Below are 25,357 nucleotides of genomic sequence, written 5' to 3'. Positions count from 1 at the left end.
AACGACGTCGTGAGAAGTTTGAGGAAGTAACCCATGAGCAAAGGGCACCGCTCGCTGGAACGTTACCCTTCGCCTTTCAAATTCCAATCATTCGATCAGCTACCGGTTCGCATGCGGGAAAGCATGGCCTGGAAGTCGACGGTCACTGGTCGGTCGTGATCCGGTTGATCGTCGTACGAAGCATCGGTAATGCCCGCTTCTTCGACTTCGAATTCCAAGTCGTCTTCGATCACAAGCAAGTCGCGATCATCACGAACGTGGTGTTGAGCAAGAGTGATGTCGTCGCCGGGACGGTCGATGGCAATATCGACGTAGCGGAAGTTCGGGCGCGTCACAGGACGCTCGTCGTCTTCGGGCAACGCTCGCAGTTCCGGTTCTTCGGATTCGTTGAGCGATGCAAACGAAATGTGTGAACCAAAGGGTCCGTCGTCAGCCGACAAGTGTGCCGTATCGTCGTTGGTTCGCATCCCGATGATTTCTTGATGCAACGAATCTTCCAGCGAATTGAGCGATCCACACGACTGCGAAGCTGCACGGTTTGCAGGTTCCGGGGTCGGTTGCGTCGATGTCACGGCGTAAGCCGATTCTTGGTTTGCAACAACGGCAGTGGGACGAGCGACTGAGGCGCCGACCGCGACCTCTTCTTCTTCGTCGAACATTCCAAACAGAGACGACGCAGCAGGAGTCTTGACCACAGGAGTCTCAGCCTTGGCTGGCTCGCGAATCGTTGGCTCGTCGAAGCTGGAACCTTCGATCGTCAAATGGTCGAACTCAGGTTCATCCGCGAGTGTCAACTCTTCGTCATCCACCCAAGAAGCGGAAGGAGTTTCGATCGAGATCTCAGGTCGCAGGGACGGCAGGTCGTCTGATTCCAACATCTCCGGTTCAACAGCCATAGGCTCCGACGCTTTGGCAATCGCCGATGAGGTTGAAGACAGGTCCGACAACTCGCCAAACTCGATCGCACAATCACCCGAGTTGCGAGATGAAGCGCCAGCAATCTTGGGTTCATCCACCATAGGAGACGGCAACTGCTGCAAGATAGCCCATGCTGAATCGACGATTGCTTCGCTGATGATGACTTGGTCACTTTCCGCAGCGACATCAATCGCCTGCGTCATCAATTGATTGATCAGTCGCGGCACACCGTTGCAACCATGGTGGATCGCCGAGATTGCATCTTCGGTGATGGTGGTTCCCGGGTCGGCTCCGCATTGGCCAATGATGCTGTGGATGTACGACCGTGTTTCGTCGAGCGACATGGGGTGCAAGTAGCATCGCGTGGCAACACGTTGGTTGAACGCTTCCATGCTCGCGCTGGTCAGTGTCTCATCAAGCTTGACTCCTCCACAGATCACCGCGCTGACCACGCGAATCCCGTCTTTCATGATGTTGGTCACCATGCGAATCGCTTCGAGAACGTCCGGGTCAAGCGATTGAGCTTCGTCGACAACGATCAACAGGCCTTCTTTCTTAGACGGCGATTTGCAAATGCGATCAACCAGTGCCAAGTGAAGGTCATTGGCGGGACCGGCAACGTGATCAATGCCAAGGTGGTGCAACAGGTGACGTAGCAGAGCCGTGCGATCGTCGATGGAAGTGTCGTTAAGCACGACGACATCATGAGACTGCATGAAGCGGGCAGCAACAGTCAAAGCGATCAATGACTTTCCAACACCAGGAGGCCCGATTACCAGAGCGATGGCTTCTCGGGCGGTGATGCTGCGACCGAGCCGTTCTAGGGTGTCGGCGACGCTACCAATGTCAACAAAGCGAGTGACACTGGGAAAGGGCGGAAACGGAGGAACGCTTAGATTGTTGTCGATGGATTGCATCGTGTTGGCCGTCATAATGGAGGAAACGGTCGAAGTGGTCGGACGGAGTATTCCGCACAATCAGAATGATCGGCACATTTTTACATCGGCTTGAGTTTCTTCACTCAGCTTGGGTCTCTTTACTTAGCCGGATGTTAATTCACGCCAACGAGGCATCTCGCGTCATACAAACGAAAGCGCTATCGCCGCGGTCACAAGTAATGCCATGACGGCGCGACGAACGTGAACGCCCATCGTCTGTTTCACGCTGACCCATTGTTGAGGCAGCTCGATCGCGATGATTTCGTCCACACCCGATTCCTGACCATCCAGGCCCTGATCATCCAGGCCCTGATCATTTAGGCCCTGAACATCCAGGATTGGAATTTCGCGTTTCACGTGCGCCCATTCTCGCGACGGAACCATCATTTGCCAGATCGCGAACACGGCGATGCACCCGAGCGACAATGCAATCGCGAGCGTCAGAATGTCTGCCGAAATCGGAGCCGTGGCTAGTTCGCCGAGCTGAACGGGGGCGGGGCCGAGGCTCGCGTAGTGCTGGGTGATCTGGTGCGTGCGGACGTTGGCTAGTTGGTCAGATTCCTCCGCCACTCTTTGCCAAACCTGAGGGCCGTTGGGCTGAGCAGCGTAGAATCGACTCGCTTCGCTGATCCAGTGATACGCTTCGGTGCGACCGTCCACCGGTGGGACCGACCAGTTTTGCAGCTTGCGTTGCAGCCGCGTGCTGTCCGACAGGGTCGCGACGTAAGATTGAGGGCTTGAGCCGTGAACATGCACGACCTGGACCGGTGTCTTGTCGCGAAGAAAGCTCAACGCAAGTACAAAGGTGGCTAGGAACACCAGCAACGCGTCTCGGTTGGCGATTCTTCTTCGCTTGACCATCATGTCACTAAGTATCGGAACATCGACCACTGCGGGTGCAGCGGAAAGGTTCCAATTGTTCCGGTTGTAAGGTTACGAATGCTGTTTCACGCGAAAATCTGTGGGGTTCGATTCAAGTCGGACATCGAAGCGGTCGGCCAAGCGGGTGGCGACGCTATTGGTCTGAACTTCTTTCCGCCCAGCATTCGGTACGTTCGCCCCGATGAAGCGAGTGCATTGTCCGAGGTCGCGCGGCGACTTGAGATCAAATGCGTCGGTGTCTTCGTGAACGAGTCCGCTGAATCCATTGCTCAAATATCGCAACAGGTCGGCCTCGACGTGATTCAATTGCATGGCGACGAGACGCTCGATGACTTGAAATTAATCCGCGAGGCCACAAGGTTGCCGGTGCTGCGTGCGATCAAATTGCCGACTGGCCCCCTCGACGCTGAAACAATCGAATCCAAAACTCAACCTTGGATTTCGGCCGGATGCGATGTGTTACTCGATGCCGACGCGGGCGCCGCGCACGGTGGAAGCGGAAAAACGCTCGATTGGGATAGTGTCCGTCAGTGGGCCGAACGGAGCCCCGAGGTGAACTGGACCCTCGCCGGTGGATTGACGCCCGAGAATGTTGCCGTTGCGATGCAGGTGAGCGGAGCCAAGAGTGTCGACACGGCAAGCGGAGCCGAGCAACCCAAGGGAACAAAGTCGCGCGAACGTATCGCAGAGTTCTTGAACGCGGCGCTGAAGTAGCCTGGCTCAAATCACGCTAGCTCAAATCACGCTGGACAACGTCAACCTAGCTAATGTCACCTTGGCTAAGCGATCACTTGGTCAGGATCAGCTTGCCCTGTTTGGTTTTTTGCAGCCGGTAGAGTTGCCCTTCGTGCTCGATCCATAGCTCGCCACCGCATCGGGCCAGGTCCGCAAATCGGACGATCTTTGGCATCATCGGCGATGATCCTTCGGCCATTGGGACGCTAAGCGTCATTTCTTCGGTCGTGTCACGCGGGGGTTGAGACATGCGTCAAGTTTGTCTGATCCCGTGGATCGACACAAGCTCTAATTGAGAACCGTTGTCAATAAGACCAGCTTTACCGTTTGACGTGATTTGCGGGGCCGGATTCCGCTATTGGAGGCGGCAAACTGGTTTACCCCTGCCAAAATCCGCTGGCCCGTTTATCATGACTCGCTTCAGTGTTGGGTGGCTCGCTTCGCTAAGCGACCATTTGTCACCCATATTCTGCCATCGATGAAGACCCGACGACCCAGCGGGAGTCCCTGTGTTCGGTCCGTTTTCACTTCGTTTGACGGCGTTTTCCCCGACGTTTATTGAAAGAGAGAACTCACACGTGTCACAAGTTGCAACGGACCGAGTGCCTTACAAAGTAAAAGACATTTCCCTGGCCGAGTTTGGCCGCAAAGAAATCAACCTAGCCGAGAACGAAATGCCGGGCTTGATGGCCCTGCGTGAGAAGTACGGCAAAAGTAAGCCTTTGGCGGGTGCACGCATCGCTGGTTGCTTGCACATGACGATTCAAACCGCCGTGCTGATCGAAACCCTCGTCGAACTCGGCGCCGACGTGACCTGGTCGAGCTGCAATATCTACAGCACCCAAGATCACGCTGCCGCAGCGATCGCGAAGGCGGGCATCCCAGTTTACGCTTGGAAGGGCATGTCCAACGAAGAATTCGATTGGTGCATCGAGCAAACGTTGTACATGAAGGACGGCCAACCGCTGAACATGATCCTGGACGACGGTGGTGACTTGACCGCCATGTGCCACGATCGTTTCCCTGAACTTCTCGACAACATTTTCGGCATCAGCGAAGAAACCACCGCTGGTATCCACCGCCTTGAAGTCCTTAACAAGTCCAAGAAGCTTCGCGTACCTGCGATCAACGTGAACGACTCGGCGACGAAGTCGAAGTTCGACAACCTCTACGGTTGCCGCGAATCGTTGGCTGATGGTGTCAAGCGTGCGACCGACGTCATGTTGGCCGGTAAGTGTGCTGTTGTTTGCGGTTACGGCGATGTTGGCAAGGGATGTGCACAATCGCTTCGCAGCTATGGTTGCCGCGTTATTGTTACCGAAATCGACCCGATCAACGCTCTGCAAGCTGCGATGGAAGGTTTCGAAGTCACCACGATGGAAAACGCAGCCAAAGAAGGCCGCTTGTTCGTTACCACCACCGGTAACAAGGACATCATCATGGGCGACCACATGAAGAACATGCCCAACGATGCAATCCTTTGCAACATTGGCCACTTCGATACCGAAATTGACATCGCTTGGCTTGAAGCACAAGTGGAAGCCGGCAAGGCGACCAAGGACGAAATCAAGGCAGCCGACATTGGTGCCGTGGACCGCTACACGTTCACCGACAGCGGCAACTCGATCATCATTCTTGCCAAGGGCCGTTTGGTGAATCTGGGCTGTGCTACCGGTCACCCATCGTTCGTGATGAGCACGAGCTTCACCAACCAAGTCTTAGCTCAAATGGAACTTTGGACTAACCGCGACAACGACACCTACGACGTCGGCGTCGTGATGTTGCCTAAGCGTCTTGACGAGGAAGTTGCTCGCCTTCACCTCGAAAAGCTCGGCGTCAAGCTAACTACCTTGACTCAAGAGCAAGCGGATTACCTGGGCGTTCCTGTGGAAGGTCCTTACAAGCCAGATCACTACCGCTACTAAGTCGCGAGTAAGTCTGAACCACTGAGGCTCGGTGATGGAAACATTGCCGAGCCTTTTTTTATGCTCAGGCGACTTCTTCTATTTCTATGCGCTAGCGATTTTTACGTGCTTGTGGTTTTATCCGCTGGTGATTTCCGTGCGCTCGCAACGGCCCAAAATGCGCTGGTCGCCTTGTTTGATGGGATGCTTGGATTGATGGAATACCAGTCGGAATTGGTTGCCAGTTGAAATCGGCTGGCCCGCTCTAACACACCCCCCATAGGAGCCACAAAACAAATTGGGCCGGACCCTTGGGTTCGATGCGACTTTCCCGTATCGTTTGCGGCCATCTGTCCAGTTTTCTTGAACAAAAAATCTGCAAGTCCGCAAAAATGCCACAAACTGCTCCTTTCGCTGCCCTTCGCTACAACCTTGACCACGTTGGTGCCTTATCGGATGTCATCGCACCGCCATACGACGTGATCGATCCCGAACTGCAAGACCAGCTTTACAAGCAGCACCCTGCCAACGTTATTCGCATCATCCTGAACCGTGCCGAGCCTGGTGACAAAGGCGATGAGAAGTACGAGCGAGCGGCAAAATTTGTCGAGCAGTGGAAGAGCGAAGGCGTGCTGATGACGGAAGCCGCACCCGCGTATTACGTCTACCACCAAACGTTCGAAGTCGACGGGCAAACCGTCGTCCGCCGTGGTTTCCAAGGTCGCGTGCGAACCACGCCATTTGGCGAAGGCAACATCTATCCTCACGAAGAAACGCACCCCAAGGCGAAGGTCGATCGACTCAAGCTGACCACGGCAACCAAGCAGAACAACAGTCAAATCTTCGGCCTCTACCCGGACCCAAGCAACGAGGTCATCGAACTGCTCGATGCCGCCACCGCTGGCATCACTCCGCTAGAAGCGACCGACCACCTGGGAGTCAAGCACACGATTTGGCCAGTGACCGACGAAGCGGTTTGCGCGAAGGTCAGCCAGTTGATGGAAGACCGCCCGATGTTCGTGGCTGATGGTCACCACCGCTACGAGACATCCTGCAATTACAAAGCTCAATTGGCCGCCGAGCACGGTGGATCGCTTCCTGAAGATCACCCCGCCAACTATGTGATGACGATGCTGGTGGGGATGAGCGACCCAGGAATGATCGTTCTTCCAACTCACCGCCTGCTTCGCGGGACGCCAACGTTCTCTTCGACCGAGATCATCGCTAAGCTGGCCGGCAAATTTGACTGCGAAGTGCTCGAGGGCGGCCTCAACGCGGCTCACGCAGCATGGGGCAATATGGAAACCGCCGACGACCAGGGCTTGATCGCTTTGTACGCCGTCGGCGACGACACCTGGGTAATGGCGAAAGCCAACGAAGGTGCTGCCGCGGAGATGACTCAATTGGCCGCTGCCCAAAGCGAAGATTGGCGGAAGCTTGGCGTGAGCCTGCTGCACCGCTTGGTATTCGACAACCTGCTCGGTTTGGCCGGACATTCCAAACCAACTTACGTGCACGAAGTCGACGAAGTGGTGAATGGGATCAATGGCGAAGGCAGCCAAGCGGAAAGCGATTCCGATGAACCGTACACCCTGGCCGCTCTCGTGATGCCCGCAAAGGTATCCGACGTCGAAGCGATCAGCCTGCACAAAGAACGCATGCCAGCGAAGAGCACGTACTTCTATCCCAAGTTGCTCTCGGGCCTGACGTTCAATCCATTGGCGTAATGCGGAAAGCCGGATTCTACCCGGTAAAAGACGGATCAAATGAAGATCAAGCGACAAGGGCCAGCGAGAGCTGGCCCTTGATGCTTTGAGCCGAGCCGTTGATCCACCCGGCGTCGTCGCGCTGTGATTGCTGGATGGGCTTTGCTGCCCTGTCATTGCGGCACTGTCTTTACTGCACTGTGATTACTGAGTGGGCTTTACTGCACTGTGATTACTGAGTGGGCTTTGCTGAACCGCAAGCCCGTTGCGCTGGGGTCTGGTGGCTAAAACCGACGTACTTCGCCCCGGACATTCTCGCATCACCTTCTCGCTGGACCTTCGGGCATGATTCATTCTGCTTGAACCTTTCCCATGTCGCCTATCCGCTGCTTGCGTGCGGCGGATCTTCTGGCGGACCCGCGGCCAAATCGGCAAGCCCGGTATCAGACCTGATGCAGCGGGCAACGAGATTCGCCCTGCTTCGCACTAACGTTGGGAAGGCTGCCCATTAACGCTGGTCAGCCTGGGCATTTTCCGCTGGGCCGACTTTCAAAGGTTCGTGCCGCGAATCGGCAACCGGCAAACCTTACCCAGCATCGCCCACTTTGCCGTTTCGCCCAAAAGCGCCTAGTTTCTTGTGAAACCAGTCTTGTTTCACCAGACGTTTTTTTCGTACTGTCCGCCCATCGAAGGAAAGGGCCGGTGAACGTAGAAACCGGCTCAGGCGAACGTGCTTCAATAACTTGGAAGCAGACCAAACGTGGGAAGGATACTTTGCGTGGTTAATCAGAAGGGAGGCGTTGGCAAAACTACCACCGCCGTCAATCTCTCTGCCGCTCTCGCAATGTCGGGACAACGCACTCTGCTGGTCGACATGGACCCTCAGTGCAACGCTACCACGTCGCTTGGGATCGCTCCCACGGACGGACACCCTTTGGTTCAATCCAACCCACTCGATGAATTTATCGTCGACACGCGGGTCGAGAACCTAACGATTGTTCCCGGAAGTCGAACTTTTCATGACGTCGACAAGCTGGCGACCGCCGGCGACGCCGAAACCAAGATCGTTCGCAACCACCTCGACAGTGTTATCGAACAATACGACTTCGTGATGATCGACTGTCCGCCCAGCATCGGAACGCTGACGCAGACCGCATTGACCGCGAGCACCGAAGTCCTGATGCCGATCCAGTGCGAGTACTTCGCCATGGAAGGTCTCACCCAGCTCATTCAAACCATCAAGAAAGTCATCGTCGCCACCGACGGTCGACTTACTTTCGGCGGCATCCTTTTAACGATGTACGATCCGACTCTCGAACTCACAGGCGAAGTTGACGAAGAAGTCCGCGATTTCTTTGGCGATATCGTCTTTGACTCTGTCGTGCCCAGGGACGTTTCGCTTTGCGAAGCCCCTAGCCACGGCAAAACCGTGTTCCAGTACGCGCCGCGATCACGTGGTGCGTTCGCTTATACCCAGCTGTGCATGGAGGTGCTCCAGCGTGACTAGTACTACCGCAACCCCTAAGAACTCCGCCGCAGGCAACAAGGATCGTCGCCTCGGCAAAGGACTCGCCGCACTCTTGGGCACCGACTTCGATGAAGACGGCAACCCAGTGGATGGCGAACGCCACGGGATCGAATCGTTGGAACTGAAAACCAACGAGATCGAGAACAATCCGTTCCAACCCCGGCGTGAGTTCAACCAAGACGAAATCGCTTCGCTCGCCGAATCGATCAAGAACCACCAGCAATTGCAACCAATTCTGGTTCGCATCGTCAACGGTAAGTACCAACTCATCAGCGGCGAACGCCGTTTGCGAGCGACTATCCACGCTGGTTTACCCACCATCCGTGCGGAAGTTCGCGAAGCCGACGACCGCTTGGTGGCCGAACTCGCGATCATCGAGAACCTGCAACGCAAGGACCTTTCGCCCATCGAAAAGGCCCTGTCGTTCAAACGCTACATTCAAGAACACAAGTGCAAGCAGGATGACCTGGCTCGTCGACTATCCATCGACCGCAGCACGATCGCTAACCTGATGCGACTGCTTGAGCTTCCTCAAGCGATCCTCGACTTGTTGTCAGCCGGTGAAGTGACCGCTGGTCACGCTCGTGCCCTGCTTCCAATTGGTGATGAGGACGTACAGATCAACATCGCTAAGAAGATCATGGAAGACAGTTGGAGCGTGCGTGCGACCGAGACTCACGTCGCTGAGCTGTTGAAGAAGGAAGAGGACAGCGAGACCGGCAAAAAGATCGTGAACGTCTCACGTCAAAAACGTCGCTCGATTTCACCGGAAGTCGAATCGATGCAGCAAGAGATGCGTCACATCTTCGGCACCAAAGTCGAGATCAAGTGCTCCGCTCGCGGCAAAGGCAAGTTCACGATCCACTTCAGCGATCCCGACGAGTTCGATCGTCTTCGCGAGATCTTGGTCGACGCCACTCGGCCTCAGTTGAAAATCGCCGGCTAGGGCCAGCCACAAGCAGCGAGACCGAGCTCTCAACCGCCGGTCTCTGCTTGGCAAGCTGAAGCCCTCAAGCACCTCTAAAATCAAAACAACCCGCGTGAACCACAAGGTTTCACGCGGGTTGTTTCACGTCAGGCCTCAACGCCGATCAAGTAGCACAATCACAATCGACGGTGACGCTGACCGGCTCGCACTTTCCGGTGCGGCCGTTTGGGGCACTTCCATTGTGTCAATCCACAACGGGTATGTGCAGCGATCTTCGTCAACTTCTTTTGAACAATCGCTTGCTACGATAGATGTCGCTTTGCCCCACGATTGGTCGTTCCTGCGATTTCCCGACGCCAGGGCCTGCGAGAATGATGTGAAGCGTTGGAAGTCCATCATTGCATCGCTTCAAACGTTAGCCACCGTGTCAGACGAGAGTGACCATCTTCGCTTGACGGTTCGCAATGGAACCAGCGAAGATCTATTTAATGTTCACACCTGGACGTTCAATCGCCCGGAACTGAGCTGCGCCGGCTGGACGTTTGACCGAGCGTTTGATGGCCGTCCCCGGCGATACTACAGTCAAGACTCGCTTTAGCTTGATCGCGGCGATGGCGTCATGTTACCGATTCAGATTCCAAGCGACACGGGTTACGGCCGCTTCGTCAACAACCAACTCCGACCGGGCGGAAAGGAGCAGATTGACACTGAACTGGCGTGGATCTCGTCGGGCGATTTCGGATGAAAGCCGACGAAGGCTGAACCTGCTGTCACGACCGAGCTGAGTGTGAAGAACATCCTTGAGACTTTAGAGCAAGGAATGGAATTAGCCATGACTTGCATTCGCTCACGTCTGATCGTCAAGGCAAAGCAATTCCGTCTTCGGAACTTCCTGTCACGAATCACGTCACTAATCGACATCACTAGACCGCTTCACTAGACCACGCACTCGACCGCTTCACTAGACCACGCACTCGACCGCTTCACTAAGCGGCGTCACTAAGTGGGGACCAGTGGCTATCTCAGCGCGCAAAACGACGATCGAAAGTTTGCCGCAGTAACTTTTCGCACGTCCCGGTCGGCAGGTCGTGAAACAGCTCGCGGAACGATGCCAAGGGTGATCGTACCAGCAAAACACTGAGAGAAAAAAGCAACTTTTCTCGTTCGGTAGGTGCGATGGATAAGTGCAGCAACGTCGAACTATTTTGCTATGACACTTCTCGACACTACCGCGTTTTCCCCCTGAAAACGTTGCGTTTCCGAAGTTTGCGTTTCCCTGTTTTCAACCTTGGAGCGGTTTCATGGTTCTGCTAATCTTCGCCGCATGAGGCCGAGGGGATCGGTTTTGTGCTAGCCGCGGAGGCTGGGGCGGGTTTCAAAGGATTGAAACTCGGGTGCGTTTCGCTGGAAAGGAGTCCGACGTGGAAAGTAACCAAACAAAGACGTGCGTTCATATTCGATGGATGATTCGTCGCGACATGCCAGCCGTGCTGGCAATTGAAAATAAGAGTTTCGAGTTCTCATGGACCGAAGAGGACTTCATTCGATGCTTGCGTCAACGCAACTGCATCGGCATGGTCGCTGAAGAGAACGACCAAGTGGTTGGATTCATGATTTATGAACTCCACAAGAATCGACTGCACATTCTCAACTTCGCTGTCTCACCCGATCATCGTCGTGGTGGCGTTGGCTTGGCCATGACAAGCAAGTTGCTCGGTAAGCTGTCCAACGAACGACGCAATCGCATCATGTTGGAAGTTCGCGAAACGAACCTGGAAGCCCAATTGTTTTTCAAGAAGATCGGCTTCAAGGCCGTCAGCGTTTTGCGTGACTTCTACGAAGACACCGACGAAGACGCCTACCTAATGCAGTACCGCTACCAAGCGACTGCCGAAGAATTGGCTTCACCCCACAACCGCATCAGCAAGCTGGCCGGCTAACAAGTCGCCACGCACTCCTGACCAACCAAGCCTCCGCAAACCACTTGCGGAGGTTTTTTTGTGGTCCGACAAAGTCACCGCTCGACGCATCAAGACGAATCTCCGGCGGGTTAGCCGTGATCGGGAGGCGGTTGATTGTGAACCTGCTTTAGGATCGCCAGGCCGCGCCCTTAGCGTAACGGAGACCGCGGCCACACGATTCGGACACCGCTCGTGCCAGCGTGATCATCGGTTCCAGGAATTGCCCATTCCGTCGTTTGATACAGATCGACCGCTTAAACTGACCACGATCAGCATTGCGAATCGCGCAAGTTGCTTCTGACAAACGAGAAACAGCTTGCCGCGAACGAGCGCGACGTGATGGCCTAAACCGCGGTCGAGGCAGACAGATTCGAGAATTTTTGCCGCTCCACCGAACCGCCGTTTTTCCTGTGCCGTACCCAAGTTCAAGAACCGGGTGGGCGTGCTATATTGCCGGCCCTCTTCTCCCTTCCCATTGAAACTGCAACAGGATACGCATGTCAGATACTCCAAATCAGGCTTCCGGCAACGAGAACCGGCGGCCAATGATCGAGGCGGTGGGGCTAAGCAAGTTTTACGGTCCCTTTGCCGCTGCTCGAGACGTTTCGTTTTCGGTCGCTGAAGGTGAATTGGTCGCGTTTCTTGGTCCCAACGGTGCCGGAAAGAGCACGACCATGAAGATGTTGACCGGCTATATCGCTCCGAGCGAAGGTTTTGGTCGCATTGCCGGTCACAACATGATGGAAGACCGCATCGAAGGCAGTCGTCACCTCGGCTATTTGCCCGAAAACGGACCTCTTTACCCTGAAATGACGCCCTGGTCGATGCTGGACTTCTTCGCCGACGCTCGCGGCATGTCGGCAACACAAAAGAAGGACGCGATTGAGAAGGTCATCGACATTTGTGACCTATCGAGCGTGATGTACAAACCGACCAGCAAACTTTCCAAGGGTTTCAAGCAACGGGTCGGCATGAGCCAGGCGCTGCTGCACGAACCTGATGTGCTGATCCTCGACGAACCCACCGCCGGTTTGGACCCGAACCAAATTCGCGGCGTTCGCAAAACGATGAAGCGATTGAGCGAAACGAAAACGATTTTGCTTTCGACGCACATCCTGCAAGAGGTCGAAGCGATGGCTGATCGTGTTGTCATGATCAACGAAGGCCGCGTGGTTTACGACGGCGGAGTCGACGAACTTCGCACGATCGGCGGCGGAGACCTCGACGAAGCGTTCCACAAACTGACCGCCGGCGCTGCGGTTTAAGAACAAGCTTTGACAAGTGGCACCGGCATTCCGCCTGCGATCGGCATCAACGCTGCCCCATCGCCGACGCCACGATCAGTACCAATTCATTCCCTTTTAACCCACCTGTAAGACAATCATGGCGACAAGCAACGTCACCACAGCCCTACTCACTTTGTTGGTCTACGACCTCGTCTTCCTGCTGATCCTGTTTACGATCGTTGCCCTGCTTTCAGGCACGAAGAAGGCTGCTTACGCGGTCATGAAACGGAATTTCGTGGGCTACTTCTCGAATCCCACGGGCTATGTGTTCCTGTGTATTTTCGTGTTCTTGACTTCGGTCGCAGCGTTCTGGCCCTACGAGTTCTTTACCCAGAACTTAGCGACGCTTAACCAGCTCAATTACTGGTTTCCGTTGATCATGCTGGTCTTTATCCCGGCGATCACGATGAGCATTTGGGCGGAAGAAAAACGGCAAGGCACCGACGAACTGCTGCTGACTTTGCCGGCTGATGACTTTGATATCGTGATCGGCAAGTACATGGCTGCGTCGGCGATCTTCACGGCCTCGTTGTTGTTCTCGCAAATCAGCACGTTTTTGACGCTGGCGATTTTGACGGAAGGCCAAGTCGACATTGGTCTGATCTTCACTTCCTACCTCGGTTACTACTTCGTCGGTTTGACGATGATCGCGATCGGAATGGTCGCGTCGTTCCTGACGGGCAACCTAACCGTTGGCTTTGTGCTCGGTGCGCTGTTTAACGCTCCGCTGGCATTTGCTTCGATCATCAAAGGCGTTTCACCAAGCCAACGACTCGCAACGCTTATCGGCGAATCTGGTATCGCTCGCCCGTTCGACGATTTCGGTCGCGGCGTGATCAGCACCTCGTCAGTCGTGTACTTTGTGCTCGTTGCCGCGATAGGCTTGTACATGTGCATGGTGTTGATCGGGCGGCGTCACTGGACGGGTGGCAAAGACGGCAACACGATGGCGTGGCACTACATCGCTCGTGTTTTGGCGCTGGTCTTGATCGCGGGTGGAGCGACGGTGTTCTTTCGCAACAAGGACATCTTTCGCCAGGACATGACCGAAGGCAAAGTTTCATCGCTTTCGCCGGCCACCAAGAAGCTGATCCGTGAACTCGACAGCGACCGAAAGGTCGTGATCGACGCGTTCATCAGCAAGGATGTCCCCGAAGTTTACGCGAAAACTCGCTACGAGTTGGTCAACCTGTTGAAGGAATTCCGCAGCGAAGCGGCGTCCCGTGGTCGCGAACTCGAAGTCAACTTGTACGACAATATCGAATTGTTCAGCGACGAAGCAGCGCTCGCGGAAGAACGTTTCGGAATCGAACCCGTCACTCGAATGGTTCGCGAGAAAGGCTCGACTCAAACCAAGCAACTGATTCTTGGCGCTGCGTTCAAGTCAGGCCTGCAGAACGTCACAGTGCCGATCTTCGAATACGGCATTCCGGTTGAATATGAATTGGTTCGATCGATTGATACCGTCGCATCTGGAGCGAAGAAACGCATCGGGATCGTCGCCACCGACGCTCGATTGATGGGCGGCGCGGTGATGTCCGGAATGTCGATGCAGCAGGTCAATCGCCATCCGCTGATCGATGAACTGAGTAAGCAATACGAAGTGGAAGCCGTCGATTTGAACGGTCCGGTATCGAAGGACATGTACGCGGCACTCCTAGCCGTTCAGCCTTCATCACTCGCTCCCCCGCAATTTGAGCGTTTACTCGAGGCCGTTCGTTCGGGTGTTCCGGTTGCTGTTTTTGAAGATCCTGCCCCCGTGGGCATGCGATACATCACTCCCACTGGAGCTCCCAAACAGGCACCAGGCGGTATGTTTGGCGGCGGCGGCGGGGCATCACCCAAGGGTGACATCCGCCAATTATGGGACCTGCTGGAACTCGATGTACCGGGCAAGCTGAACGCCCAAAACATGTACACGCCCGATTTGGCTTGGCAGTTGTACAACCCTTACCCAGCCTTGGCCGACAGCGCCAATGGGATGTGGTTGTTCATCGACAATGATGCACCGGGAGCCGTTGAAGGGGAAACGCTTTCGAGCGAAAGCCCGATCACTTCAGGCATGAACGAAGTGCTGGCGATTGTCGCCGGAGTCGTCGAACCGCGGCCGGAAAGTAAGTTCAAGCACACCACGCTGCTGCGCACCGGCAGTCAATCGGGAATGATCCCGTTTGATAAAATGTCCGAGATCATGTCGGGTCAGACGACGATCGAGCGTGAAGTGGACTCCATTCGTCCCCAGGTTCCCATTGCAATCACGATCGAAGGCGAAGCTGAAGGTAAGGCCAAAGCATCCGACGACGTTGCCAAAGCAGACGACGACTCGAACGAAGACAGCTCAGACGATAGCGAGGAGACGGTCGTTGAAGAATCGCCGACCACTAGCCCGGTCCGCGTCGTCTATGTCGCCGACACCGACTTGATGCTGCCTGAATTCTTGATGATTCGAGCTGACCCGGACACGATTGCCGAGGCGAAGTTCCAGTTCCAAAACGTGACCTTTGTTCTCAACTGCATCGACTGGTTAACCGGCGAGGACGAGTTCGTTGAAATTCGCAAGCACGAGCCGACGTTCGCGAGCTTGCGTATGATCGATTCGGTCCGCGACGTCGCGCAACAAGAAGTTCGTAAGCGAAGTAAGGAATTCCAGGACCAGTACGACAAAGCGATTCGTGATGCTCAGGAATCCGTCGACATTCGCATGAAGGACTTGAAAGAAGACATCGCCAAGTTGCAAGAAAAGAACAGCGATGGGCAAGTGTCCCGAGTCGAACTGCAAGCGAAGTTGCAGCGTTTCCAAACGCAACAGGAACTCGAACAACGCAAGCTTGACGTTCAACAAACCAAACTTAAGCGTGACCAGGAATTGAAGGTTCGCGATATCCAGCGAACCGCTGACGACCAGGTCACGAAGATTCAAAACCAGGTCAAAGCTGCTGCGGTGGCTTTGCCTTGCATTCCACCGTTGGTCGTTGGCGTGATCGTGTTCGCGGCCCGCCGATTGCGAGAACGCGAAAACATCAGCAAATCAAGGCTGAAGTAGGAACGGGACCGGTGATAGGAACGACGCGTCCAGCAACAGCCAAACCAAAAGATTGCTTGCCGCTCGAAGCCGATCACTGGAACCCGACGACTCACGATTTGCCCATTTGCTGAACCCTGTTCGCTGAACCTCTCCCTGACACCTGTTACCTGAAACCTAATACCTAACTATGTCTGAAGCTACTAAGACTGTCTCCTTCTGGGGCATTGCTCTGGTCACCATCGCGATGGCTACCTTTGTCGCTTGGCCTCGCGCAACCGACACGGGAAGCGAAGAGTTAGCTGGATCGATGTTGTTCCAGGAATTCAAAGACCCGCTAGCCGCATCGAGCATGAAGATCGTCACGTTCGACGAAGAACAAGGGCAACTGGGTACGTTCGAGATCCGCAAGGATCGTGAAACCGGCCTGTGGACAATCCCGTCCAAGGATGGCTATCCGGCCGACGCGTTGGAACAAATGAAGGTTGCCGCGAACTCGCTGGTCGGCGTGAAGATCCTAGACGTCCAGACGGAAAATGCAGAAGACCACGACGACCTGGGTGTGATCGAACCCAAGCTCGAAACTTTGGAAGTCGGCGACGAAGGGGTTGGCCGTCTGGTCACGTTCAAGAACGACAAGCAAGAAACGCTTGCGTCATTGATCATCGGGGACCCAGTCAAAGACGACGAAACCAAACGGTACGTTCGCATTCCCAACCAAGACCCGGTCTACGTTGTGAAGTTTGACGACGGACCTTTAACGACGAAGTTTACTGACTGGATCGAAGACGACTTGTTGCAAATGAGCAGCATCGACATCGAACAAATCGAAATCAAAGACTACACCGCAGAACTGGGTGCCGGCGGCATCGCGTTGGTTCGCAACTACACGGCGTTGGTTGACCAAGAGGGCACGAAGTGGTCGCTGAATAAGTTGATGGAGTTCAATCCTAAGAACCCCATGGCTCCGCCGAAGGAAGTTCAGGTCGCCGCTGACAAGGAACTTAACGACACCAAACTGAACGAACTGAAGAACGCACTGGATGATTTGAAAATCGTCGGCGTGTTCCGCAAGCCGGAAGGCGTCAGTTCGACGTTGAAAGCCAGCGAAGATTTGACGAGCAATCAAGATGCCGTGACGTCGCTGGCTCAACGTGGCTTTTACCCGGTCAGCATGGGCACCGATGGCGAAGCGGAAATCCTGTCGGCCAATGGTGAACTGAGCGTTTCAATCAACAATGGCGTGAAGTACGTTTTGCGTTTCGGCAATGTCGCGGGTATTGGTGATGATGGTGATTCGGCAGACGAAGACGAAGCCGGTGGAGTGAACCGGTACTTGTTTGTCACCACCGTCGTTGATGAAGACAAGTTCCCCGCCCCTGATTTGCAGGCCGTTCCGCAAACGCTGGAAGAACTCGATGCCTTACTGAATCCACCTGAGGTCGAAGCGGCCGCTGCGGACGAAATGGAAGAGGAAGAGCCGCTGACGGGATTCGAAGATTCGGAAGAATCGGCGACTGAGCAGGAAATGGAACAACAGCCCGCAACGGACAACTCCGACATGACCGAGGAGGAGCCCGCCGCAGACGCATCCGCAGAGGGCGACGCATCCGCCGAGGAACCGATGACAGAAGACGCCAGTACCGAGGAAGCCAGTACTGAGGACGCCAGTACCGAAGACACCATCGTTGAAGAAGGCGAAACGGAAGTCGAAGGCAGCGGCGAGGCAGTCGGTTCAGGTCAGGCTCAAGATGAAACCGCTGAGGAGTCGGAAGAAACCGGCGATGAGTCCACCGAAGACAACGAGTCCACCGAAGAAGCGGACGCGCCTGCGGCAGACGCCAGCGAACCTGCCGAAAGCGGTGACGCCGCGGCTGAAATGACTGAGGATGAAACTGCTGCGGACGACACTCAAATGACGGACGAGGAAAAGCAAGAACGCTTGGAGGCCGAGCAAGAGAAGATCACGAAATCAAACCAGCGTTTGCTTGACGAGCGTAAGGACCGTCTCAAGGAAGCGGCGAATCGCGTCGCGGAACTGAACGCCCGTTTCGCAGACTGGTATTACGTGATTCCCGAAACGACCTACACGCAGCTTCGCATCCAACGCAACGACCTGTTCAAGAGCGAAGAGAGCGCCGATGCGGGAACTCCACCCCAAGGTGCTTTGCAAGGTGGACCGCAATTCAATTTCGGTGCGCCCGGTAACTGATACTGGAATCTGATACCGCAACCAGGAATCCCAATCAGGAATCCCAATCAGGAATCCCAATCAGGAATCCTAATCAGGAATCGCAGCCCTGAAGCCGCCCATCAGTGGTTTTCGGGGTCGGCAACTAAGTCCCCTGGGTCGTTTTCGGTTATCATGGGCGTTTCTATTTCGCCCCCTGAATTTGGAATGCCATGCGTTTGCCGCTCTTTGCACTGCTTGCCTGTTGTTTTGTTTCCGTTGCCGATGCGCAAGAGTTGCCTGACGCTCCCAAACGCGATGGCGTCAAGCCGCGAAACGTTGTCTTTATCTTGACCGATGATCATCGTTATGACGCGATGGGATTCATGGGGCATCCGTTTCTTGAAACGCCGCACATGGATTCGATCGCCAAGAACGGCGTGCACTTGAAGAACGCATTCGTGACCACGTCGCTGTGTTCGCCTTCGCGAGCATCGATCCTGACGGGACTCTATACCCACAAGCATCGCGTCATTGATAACAATCGCAATGTTCCCGAGGGCACTTTGTTTTTCCCGCAGTTCTTGCAACGCGCTGGCTACTCGACTGGTTTCATTGGCAAGTGGCACATGGGCGGTCACCACGATGACCCAAGACCAGGCTTTGACCATTGGATCAGCTTCAAAGGTCAAGGAAACTACTTGCCACCAGGCCCCAAGTACACGCTAAACGTGAACGGCAAACGGGTGAAGCAGAAGGGATACATCACCGACGAATTGACCGACTACGCCGTCGATTGGTTGGACGAACAAAAGTCTTCCGAGAAGCCATTCTTCCTTTACCTTTCGCACAAAGCGGTTCACTCGAATTTCACACCGGCTGAGCGTCACGAAGGCAAGTACGAGAACGAGGATCTAAGCTTCCTGCCACGCGGCGACGAGCTTTCCGCTGAAAACAACACGCCTCGCTGGGTTCGCGATCAACGCAATTCGTGGCACGGCATCGACTTCAGCTACCACAGCGACAAGGGACTTGATTGGCTTTACCGCCGCTATTGCGAATCAGCACTCGCGGTGGACGACAGTGTTGGTCGCGTCTTAGACAAGCTCAAAGAAATGGGCATTCACGACGAAACGCTAGTGATCTACATGGGCGACAATGGTTTCATGTGGGGCGAGCATGGCCTGATCGACAAGCGAGTGTCGTACGAAGAGTCGATGCGAGTACCAATGATCATGCAGTGTCCGGATCTGTTCGAGGGCGGCACCGTCGTCGAGAAAGTGATCGGAAACATCGACGTCGGTCCTACCGTCTTGCATGCGGCTGGCTTGGAAACACCGGACTACATGGACGGTGAAAGCTTCTTGGAACTGCCCAACAATCCCGAGATGGAATGGCGCAAGAACTTTTTGTACGTCTACTACTGGGAGAAGAACTTTCCTCAATCACCGACTCAGTTTGCCTTGCGTGGCGACCGCTTTAAGTACATCACGTACTACGGTTTGTGGGACGCTGACGAGCTGTACGACCTGACCACGGATCCTGGCGAGACCAAGAACTTGCTGTACGACCCTGATTACAAGTCCGTGGCGAAGGAAATGGAAGACGAGCTCTATCGGATGCTCGGTGACGCCGGTGGGATGGACATTCCGATGAACCAACCCAAAGGTGGGTTCAACAACAAGCGATGGGAACGTGTTGGCGGCGAAAAAGCGGCCGACTTCCCCGAGGCGATGGTGGTGGAAGAACCCATCAACCGCAATGCGAACTAGCGACCCGAAGGCGGAATCGACAAGCTAAAATGAGCTACTCAATCGGCCATGGTTGTCGCGATGACAGCCATGGCGTGATTCGCCAAAGCATTTCAGCTCGACTTTCCAAACTTCATTCCCTCGCGAAATTCCTGGTACAACCGGCACATCCGGCTGATATTGACGGCTTTTGCCAATCGTGACTCCCACCAGACTCGATCTGCAAAGGGGTTGAATTAGCATCAATGTTCCTGGCCGCAGGTTCCGATTGGGAACCGCAGTTTCCGGACTGGACTCGCTTCGGTATCGGAATCCGGTCCTTCGCACGCCTACCCGTTTGCTCGCCGTGAGTACTTTACTCGGTCCTGAAGACCTGACCACCGACACGATGACGCATGAGGCCGATCGCTTGCGATCCGTTGCTCAACAGATCAACCGTCAACCAGCGGAATACGACACCATCACGAGTGCCGAAATGATCGGTTGGCATCATTTGGACGCTTCGGCTCGTCAGCGCTGGAAAGAGCTCCGCGCGACTCAGCCGGAATTCAGTACTCCGTTCTTCTCGCTTGAATTCATCGATGCCGTTCATGCCGCTCGCGGCGACGTCAACGTAATCTTGATGCTCGAGCGCAATCGGCTGCTTGGCATGCTGCCGATTCACCAAGTGGGACGAACGGCCGTTCCCGCAGGTCGCTTTTTTAACGACGCCCACAATGTTGTGATGGCTCCCGACACCGAACTGGATTGGTTGTGGATGCTTGATCGCTGCGGTCTGCGTTCGTTCGACTTCCATGCATTGGTGGGCCAGACCGCTGACTTGAGTTCGGATTGGGTTGACGGTTCCACTCAATCGTTCAGCGCCTCACTTGGTTCGGATTCCATCGCGTTTCTATCGTCGCTCGAACGAGAGCACAAAACGATTCGCAAGCAGGATCAAAAGACACGTAAAATGGAACGCGAACTCGGTGACGTTCGACTGGAAATGGATTGCCGCGACCCCGAACTGCTAGCGCAAGCGATCGAGTGGAAGCGCAATCAGTACCGCCGAACCAACATCCTTGACCTGTTCACACCGGATTGGACACGAGAGATGGCGCGTCTGTTGCACGCCAAACCTAACGATCAACCGATTGCGAACTGTACCATGCGAGGCATGCTTTCGGTCCTGCGAGCGGGCGATGAAGTGGTCGCAATGCACTACGGGATGATCGAAGCGGGTTTGCTGCACTATTGGTTCCCCGTCTACAACCCAGCGTTCTCGATCTACTCGCCCGGAACGGCTCTCTTCAAAGCCATTGTCCGTGAATCCACCGCATTGGGGATCCAGTGCATCGACATGGGTTACGGCGAACAACCGTACAAGCGAAAGCAAACCGATACCATCACCACCGTGTCGCATGGAAACGTTTGCGGATCGAGTCTTCATCGCACGTTTCGTCGAGCCAAGCAATCCATCATCAATACGCTCAAACGGGCACCGTTGAAGAATCAGCTCAAGAGCGTACTGCGAACGATCCAGCCCAATGCTGGAATCGGAAAAATCAAATAGCTCCGCGACCATTGGCGAGCATGCGAGCCCTGATCGTGCATCCAAACACACCCGCTTTCAACGAAAGCCGGTGAGATGTGCGGAAAACGCTGCAATCTGAAAACAGCTCAACTCCAAACACTGCGTCCCGCACGCGAAACGAGTTGAATCGCGGCGAATCGTGGCGAATCGTGACGCTTAGCTTCTTAGACTAGGCAGCTCGGCGGATTCGACGCGTCGCCTGTTCAATGCTTTCACGAACTCGAGCGTGAGGTCCGCACTCGGCAGGACTCGCGTCGGCGTACCAAACTCGCTCTTCCACGGCTTGCAAGACTTGCTGAGCCACGGTGACGGCCCGAGCCCCCGCTACTCCGTCCACCATCGGCGGAACGCCAGTTTGGATGCTGATCACGAAATCATGCAACTCGTCCAAGATCGCGTTACGTGGTTCAAGTTCCAACGTTTCACACTTCAACCGAGTGCTAAACAACTGGGCTCCGTATCCCAGCGGGCTTTCCACTTCAGCCGAAAGATTGAACGAACGATTGACGACGCTGTCGCACGGACGAACGATCGACAACGATGGAGCACCAAAATCAATCTCGGCAAACCCTCGCGGTCCATACACTTGCATGGAACGAGCCGGCGTGGGACTGATTCGTGAGGCCTTCAAATTGGCGACCAAGCCACACGCGAACTCGATTCTTGCTTCGACGGCATCTTCGTGATCGCTGATCACGGACATGCCGGATGCGCGAACGCTCGTGACCGCCGCCGTTGTCATCGACAAGACCAAATCCAAGTCATGGATCATCAAGTCCATCACGACACCTACATCAAGGCATCGACCAGGGAACGAAGACGCACGGACGGCCTCGACATACTTCACATCCGACGCGAGTGATTCAAGCGCGGTGAAGGCTGGATTGAATCGTTCGACATGGCCCACTTGCAACGTCAACCGCTTCTTGGCGGCGATCATCGCTAGGCGGTCCGCGTCGGAACCTTCGATGGTGATTGGTTTTTCAACGAAGACGTGCTTGCCAGCCTTCAAGAACGATTCAGCGACCTCAGCGTGAGTCCCGGTGGGGGACGCAATGATCACAGCATCGCAGCCTTCGATCGCATCGCGATAGTCGGCATGAGTCACGACCCCAAACTGCTCACTCGCCATCTTGCGAGCGGCCTCGAAGGGATCGCTGACAGCGACCAACTCGGCTCCATCTACTTGCGAGATCAACTTGGCATGGATGCGACCGAGGTGACCGGCGCCGACGACGGCAGTACGTAGCTTACTCACGCAGCTTTCTTTCGATGTTGACGACTGCGTCCATGCTTGCCCAACCCGGCACGCTCGACGCAATCAAAAAGTTCTTTTAACGCTGGACGCAAAGGTCCGTATGACAAAATCTCTTCTCGTGCCGCTTCCAATCCAACGCAAGAGCGATAGAGCAATCGGTAGGACTTCGAAAGCAGACGAATGTCTTCTTCAGGGAAATCATGACGCTTGAGTCCGACACTGTTCACCGCACGTGGACGAGCAGGCTGGCCGTCAACGATCATGTAGGGGGGAACATCGTGCAGCACGCGGCTCATTGCCGACACAAAGCTCATTTGACCGATGGATGCGAAGTGATTCACACCAACACCGCCGGCGATGGTGACATCGTTACCAACGTGGACGTGACCGCCAAGCATTCCGTTGTTCGCGATCACAATGCGATCACCGATCTTGCAATCGTGGGCAATATGGGTGTTGGTCATGAAGTAGTTGTTGTCACCGACGCGAGTGACGCCGTCTTCCTTTTCGGTCGCTCGGTTGACCGTACAGAACTCGCGGAAGATGTTTCCGTGTCCCACTTCGACGCAGGTTGCGGTTTCGCGATAGGTCGTGTCTTGCGGATGAGTTCCGATGACACAGTTGGAAAAGAAATGGTTATCTTCGCCAATCCGCGTGATGCCGGATAAGACGACGTTGTTTTCCAGCCGCGTGTCGTCACCGATCGTCACATCAGGGCCAATGATACAAAAATGGCCAATCTTGACGTTCGTGCCCAGCTTTGCTCGGGGATCAACGACGGCGGTTTGAGCGATATCGGTGCTCATGGTTGCGAGGCTCTTTTGAAGAAATGCAATGCTGTGAGGAAATGATCTGCTGGATGACGCTAAGCGACTTTTCGAATGTCCTGCGCCGCATCCAAGGAGCGTGCCGATTGCTTGGCGGATAAGTCAGCCAACAAGCTCGCCATCTTTCCGTTGAGCTTGTGGCCACCACGAAACGATGTGAATCGACCAGCAACGTCGATGCCAGAGAGCGCGAGATCGCCGATCAAGTCGAGCGTCTTGTGCCGAGCGCATTCGTTGCGAAAACGAAATTCATTGTCGACCGGACCGCTACTTCCGATCACGACGATATCTTGATTGGTCACGTGAGAAGCCAATCCAGCCGCACGAATCTGATCAGCCTGGTCGGCGGTCACAAAGGTTCGAGCGGACGCGACTTCACGAAGAAAGCCATTGGGCGTCAGTTCAATCGAAAACGCTTGCGGTTCGATCGGCGTGTCGTCGTCAAAGCTAAGGTGGTACTCGAAGTACGTTTCTTGTCGCTTTGAAGGCGTGGCTTCAATCCATCCGTCACCACTGCTAACGCGGTACCGTTGATCCAAAACCAAACGCCGCCGCGGTGCTGCCTGAATGATCAATCCAGCACGAGCAAGAGCATGAGCGAAGCCGAGTGAACTGCCATCAAGGCCAGGAAGCTCTTCACCGTTGATCTCGACATTGCAATTGTCGATTTCAAGCGCCGACAAAGCAGCCATCAGATGCTCAACCATCTGAAACTTCGCTTCGCCTTCGACCAAATTGGTTCGCAGCGATGCGTCCTGCCGCGTGCTTGCGTTGGCAAGGCACGACGGGCGACCGGGAAGGTCGGTTCGAATGAAGCGGATGCCTGAAGAAACCGGCGCGGGATGGACCGCCACGGTGACTTCTTCGCCACTCCAGTAGCCTCGTCCGTGGATTTCGCACGACGAAGCAATCGTATGTTCATTCCGAAAGCGTTGCACGCGATCGTCCCTCCCTGAACCTTCAAATTGCAACGAGCACATCCATGCACTCGTTTGTGATCTTCTACGTCTTCTTCGCAGCAAAGGTCATCCAGGGCTTCGGCTTCTAGCCTTCGCCGAAAGCCTTGCGACTTTCGACACGTGAGCCCTAGCTACTTCACCACGCCCCGCCGAAAGCCAAATTGACTTCCGTTGCGGGAGCAATCATCCACCAGCTTACTGACGTGCTGCGCCGGTTCCGCTGTTGGCAACTTGAACCTTGTCCAAGTAATCCATCACGCCCTTGGTCATGTCGAGCGAGTCGTCGTGATAAACGATGTTCTTCATCACGCCACGGATGACGGATTCACCCTTTTCAAGGTCCATGTTTTCGCTGTTGTAGCGAAGCACGATGTTGACCTTGTTGTGCTTGGCGATCAGCTCAACGGTCTTAGCGATACGTTGGTAGTTTTGGAAGTAGATCTGTGCTTCGGCGTCAGCAAGTTCTTTACGTTTGCGAGCCATGTCCAAGCGAAGCTTCGATTCAAGCGAAGCAACCTTTTCTTCTTGAGCCGAGTACTCAGGCGAACCCACTTTGAAAGTCTTCAGACCTTCAGCAGCCGCCTTCAATTCGTCTCGCTTGCCGTTCAGGGTTGCTTCATAACCCTTTAAATCGCTCTCGACGGCAGCCACTTGGCTCTTGATGCCGGGGTGATTCTTGAAGATGAAGGCCACATCGATCACCGCGACGCGGTGACCGTTGGAGTCTTGGGCTTTGGCGGCCGTGGGTGCCACCGCACCGAGCACCATGAAACCAAGAGTCAAAGCCAGTTTCGTAGCCGTTTTTGCGTTCAATCGCACGTCCGCTCTCCTTGCGTAATTTTGTTGCGTCCATTCGCCGAAGTGATTCGCTTGGTTTCATACCTCGCTCAATCACTTCTATCCGTATCGCCTCGGATTGTGTCACCACAAGTTAGCCGCGGCAAGACGAATTTTTCTTGTTCTAAGCGAATTCCAATTCGATCAGTTCCCGAAAGGGCACGTTTTGGAAAA

The 25,357-nt window shown here is 54.9% G+C and carries 20 protein-coding genes; 13 read left to right on the top strand and 7 right to left on the bottom strand.

Features of this window, described 5'->3' with window-relative positions:
* Nucleotides 1-95 precede the first annotated feature (95 nt).
* Together Pla22_RS15590 and Pla22_RS15585 are read right to left on the bottom strand one after the other, a co-directional pair.
* Nucleotides 96-1,850 carry an ExeA family protein gene (locus tag Pla22_RS15590; protein ID WP_146515762.1) on the bottom strand — a complete coding sequence of 585 codons (1,755 nt, stop codon included), beginning with the start codon at nucleotides 1,848-1,850 and terminating at the stop codon, nucleotides 96-98.
* A gap of 147 nt (nucleotides 1,851-1,997) precedes the next feature.
* Entirely contained in the window at nucleotides 1,998-2,747 is a 750-nt protein-coding gene (locus Pla22_RS15585; protein WP_165440699.1) for a hypothetical protein, read from the bottom strand.
* Between the two features lie 48 nt (nucleotides 2,748-2,795).
* Here Pla22_RS15585 and Pla22_RS15580 point away from each other — a divergent pair, with 48 nt between their 5' ends.
* On the top strand, nucleotides 2,796-3,452 hold the full coding sequence (locus Pla22_RS15580) for a phosphoribosylanthranilate isomerase (RefSeq protein WP_146515760.1): 657 nt from the start codon (nucleotides 2,796-2,798) through the stop codon (nucleotides 3,450-3,452).
* Nucleotides 3,453-3,525: 73 nt separating this feature from the next.
* Here the strand turns inward: Pla22_RS15580 and hemP are convergent, their stop codons facing one another.
* Nucleotides 3,526-3,723 carry a hemin uptake protein HemP gene (gene hemP, locus Pla22_RS15575; RefSeq protein WP_242632083.1) on the bottom strand — a complete coding sequence of 66 codons (198 nt, stop codon included), beginning with the start codon at nucleotides 3,721-3,723 and terminating at the stop codon, nucleotides 3,526-3,528.
* Nucleotides 3,724-4,051: 328 nt separating this feature from the next.
* Between hemP and ahcY the strand changes: the two genes are divergently transcribed.
* The 12 genes from ahcY to Pla22_RS15520 all read left to right on the top strand — a co-directional run bounded on the left by ahcY (nucleotide 4,052) and on the right by Pla22_RS15520 (nucleotide 21,281).
* Nucleotides 4,052-5,398 carry an adenosylhomocysteinase gene (ahcY, locus tag Pla22_RS15570; RefSeq protein WP_146515759.1) on the top strand — a complete coding sequence of 449 codons (1,347 nt, stop codon included), beginning with the start codon at nucleotides 4,052-4,054 and terminating at the stop codon, nucleotides 5,396-5,398.
* 60 nt (nucleotides 5,399-5,458) lie between these two features.
* Nucleotides 5,459-5,626, top strand: coding sequence for a hypothetical protein (locus Pla22_RS25270; RefSeq protein WP_165440698.1), 168 nt, complete (start codon nucleotides 5,459-5,461; stop codon nucleotides 5,624-5,626).
* A gap of 143 nt (nucleotides 5,627-5,769) precedes the next feature.
* Nucleotides 5,770-7,104 carry a DUF1015 domain-containing protein gene (locus Pla22_RS15565; protein ID WP_146515758.1) on the top strand — a complete coding sequence of 445 codons (1,335 nt, stop codon included), beginning with the start codon at nucleotides 5,770-5,772 and terminating at the stop codon, nucleotides 7,102-7,104.
* A gap of 739 nt (nucleotides 7,105-7,843) precedes the next feature.
* The gene (locus Pla22_RS15560; RefSeq protein WP_146515757.1) at nucleotides 7,844-8,590 is read left to right on the top strand and encodes a ParA family protein; all 747 of its coding nucleotides are present in this window, start codon (nucleotides 7,844-7,846) and stop codon (nucleotides 8,588-8,590) included.
* Nucleotides 8,583-9,557, top strand: a complete 975-nt coding sequence (locus Pla22_RS15555) for a ParB/RepB/Spo0J family partition protein (protein ID WP_146515756.1) — start codon at nucleotides 8,583-8,585, stop codon at nucleotides 9,555-9,557. The genes Pla22_RS15560 and Pla22_RS15555 overlap by 8 nt, the downstream gene beginning before the upstream one ends.
* Nucleotides 9,558-9,651: 94 nt before the next feature.
* Nucleotides 9,652-10,137, top strand: coding sequence for a hypothetical protein (locus Pla22_RS15550; protein WP_146515755.1), 486 nt, complete (start codon nucleotides 9,652-9,654; stop codon nucleotides 10,135-10,137).
* Nucleotides 10,138-11,002: 865 nt separating this feature from the next.
* On the top strand, nucleotides 11,003-11,479 hold the full coding sequence (gene rimI, locus Pla22_RS15545) for a ribosomal protein S18-alanine N-acetyltransferase (RefSeq protein WP_146516542.1): 477 nt from the start codon (nucleotides 11,003-11,005) through the stop codon (nucleotides 11,477-11,479).
* A gap of 518 nt (nucleotides 11,480-11,997) precedes the next feature.
* The gene (locus tag Pla22_RS15540; RefSeq protein WP_146515754.1) at nucleotides 11,998-12,765 is read left to right on the top strand and encodes an ABC transporter ATP-binding protein; all 768 of its coding nucleotides are present in this window, start codon (nucleotides 11,998-12,000) and stop codon (nucleotides 12,763-12,765) included.
* Between the two features lie 118 nt (nucleotides 12,766-12,883).
* Nucleotides 12,884-15,829 (top strand): Gldg family protein, encoded by a 2,946-nt coding sequence (locus tag Pla22_RS15535; protein WP_146515753.1) that lies wholly within the window; start codon nucleotides 12,884-12,886, stop codon nucleotides 15,827-15,829.
* A gap of 169 nt (nucleotides 15,830-15,998) precedes the next feature.
* Complete coding sequence (locus tag Pla22_RS15530) at nucleotides 15,999-18,020, top strand: DUF4340 domain-containing protein (protein ID WP_146515752.1); 2,022 nt, start codon at nucleotides 15,999-16,001, stop codon at nucleotides 18,018-18,020.
* Nucleotides 18,021-18,211: 191 nt separating this feature from the next.
* On the top strand, nucleotides 18,212-19,750 hold the full coding sequence (locus Pla22_RS15525) for a sulfatase family protein (protein WP_146515751.1): 1,539 nt from the start codon (nucleotides 18,212-18,214) through the stop codon (nucleotides 19,748-19,750).
* Between the two features lie 325 nt (nucleotides 19,751-20,075).
* Nucleotides 20,076-21,281, top strand: coding sequence for a GNAT family N-acetyltransferase (locus tag Pla22_RS15520; RefSeq protein WP_146515750.1), 1,206 nt, complete (start codon nucleotides 20,076-20,078; stop codon nucleotides 21,279-21,281).
* A gap of 190 nt (nucleotides 21,282-21,471) precedes the next feature.
* Here Pla22_RS15520 and Pla22_RS15515 read toward each other — a convergent pair whose 3' ends face one another.
* The 4 genes from Pla22_RS15515 to Pla22_RS15500 all read right to left on the bottom strand — a co-directional run bounded on the left by Pla22_RS15515 (nucleotide 21,472) and on the right by Pla22_RS15500 (nucleotide 25,165).
* The gene (locus tag Pla22_RS15515) at nucleotides 21,472-22,560 is read right to left on the bottom strand and encodes a Gfo/Idh/MocA family oxidoreductase (protein WP_146515749.1); all 1,089 of its coding nucleotides are present in this window, start codon (nucleotides 22,558-22,560) and stop codon (nucleotides 21,472-21,474) included.
* Nucleotides 22,557-23,366, bottom strand: coding sequence for an acyl-ACP--UDP-N-acetylglucosamine O-acyltransferase (gene lpxA, locus Pla22_RS15510; protein WP_146515748.1), 810 nt, complete (start codon nucleotides 23,364-23,366; stop codon nucleotides 22,557-22,559). Before lpxA ends, Pla22_RS15515 begins: the two co-directional genes overlap by 4 nt.
* Before the next feature lie 59 nt (nucleotides 23,367-23,425).
* Complete coding sequence (gene lpxC / locus Pla22_RS15505) at nucleotides 23,426-24,325, bottom strand: UDP-3-O-acyl-N-acetylglucosamine deacetylase (protein WP_146515747.1); 900 nt, start codon at nucleotides 24,323-24,325, stop codon at nucleotides 23,426-23,428.
* 216 nt (nucleotides 24,326-24,541) lie between these two features.
* A complete protein-coding gene (locus Pla22_RS15500; RefSeq protein WP_242632081.1) occupies nucleotides 24,542-25,165 on the bottom strand; it encodes an OmpH family outer membrane protein in 624 nt (207 codons plus the stop codon).
* Nucleotides 25,166-25,357 lie beyond the last annotated feature (192 nt).

This window comes from Rubripirellula amarantea (assembly GCF_007859865.1).
Classification (GTDB): Bacteria; Planctomycetota; Planctomycetia; order Pirellulales; family Pirellulaceae; genus Rubripirellula; species Rubripirellula amarantea.
This window is presented reverse-complemented; position numbering and strand designations above follow the sequence as displayed.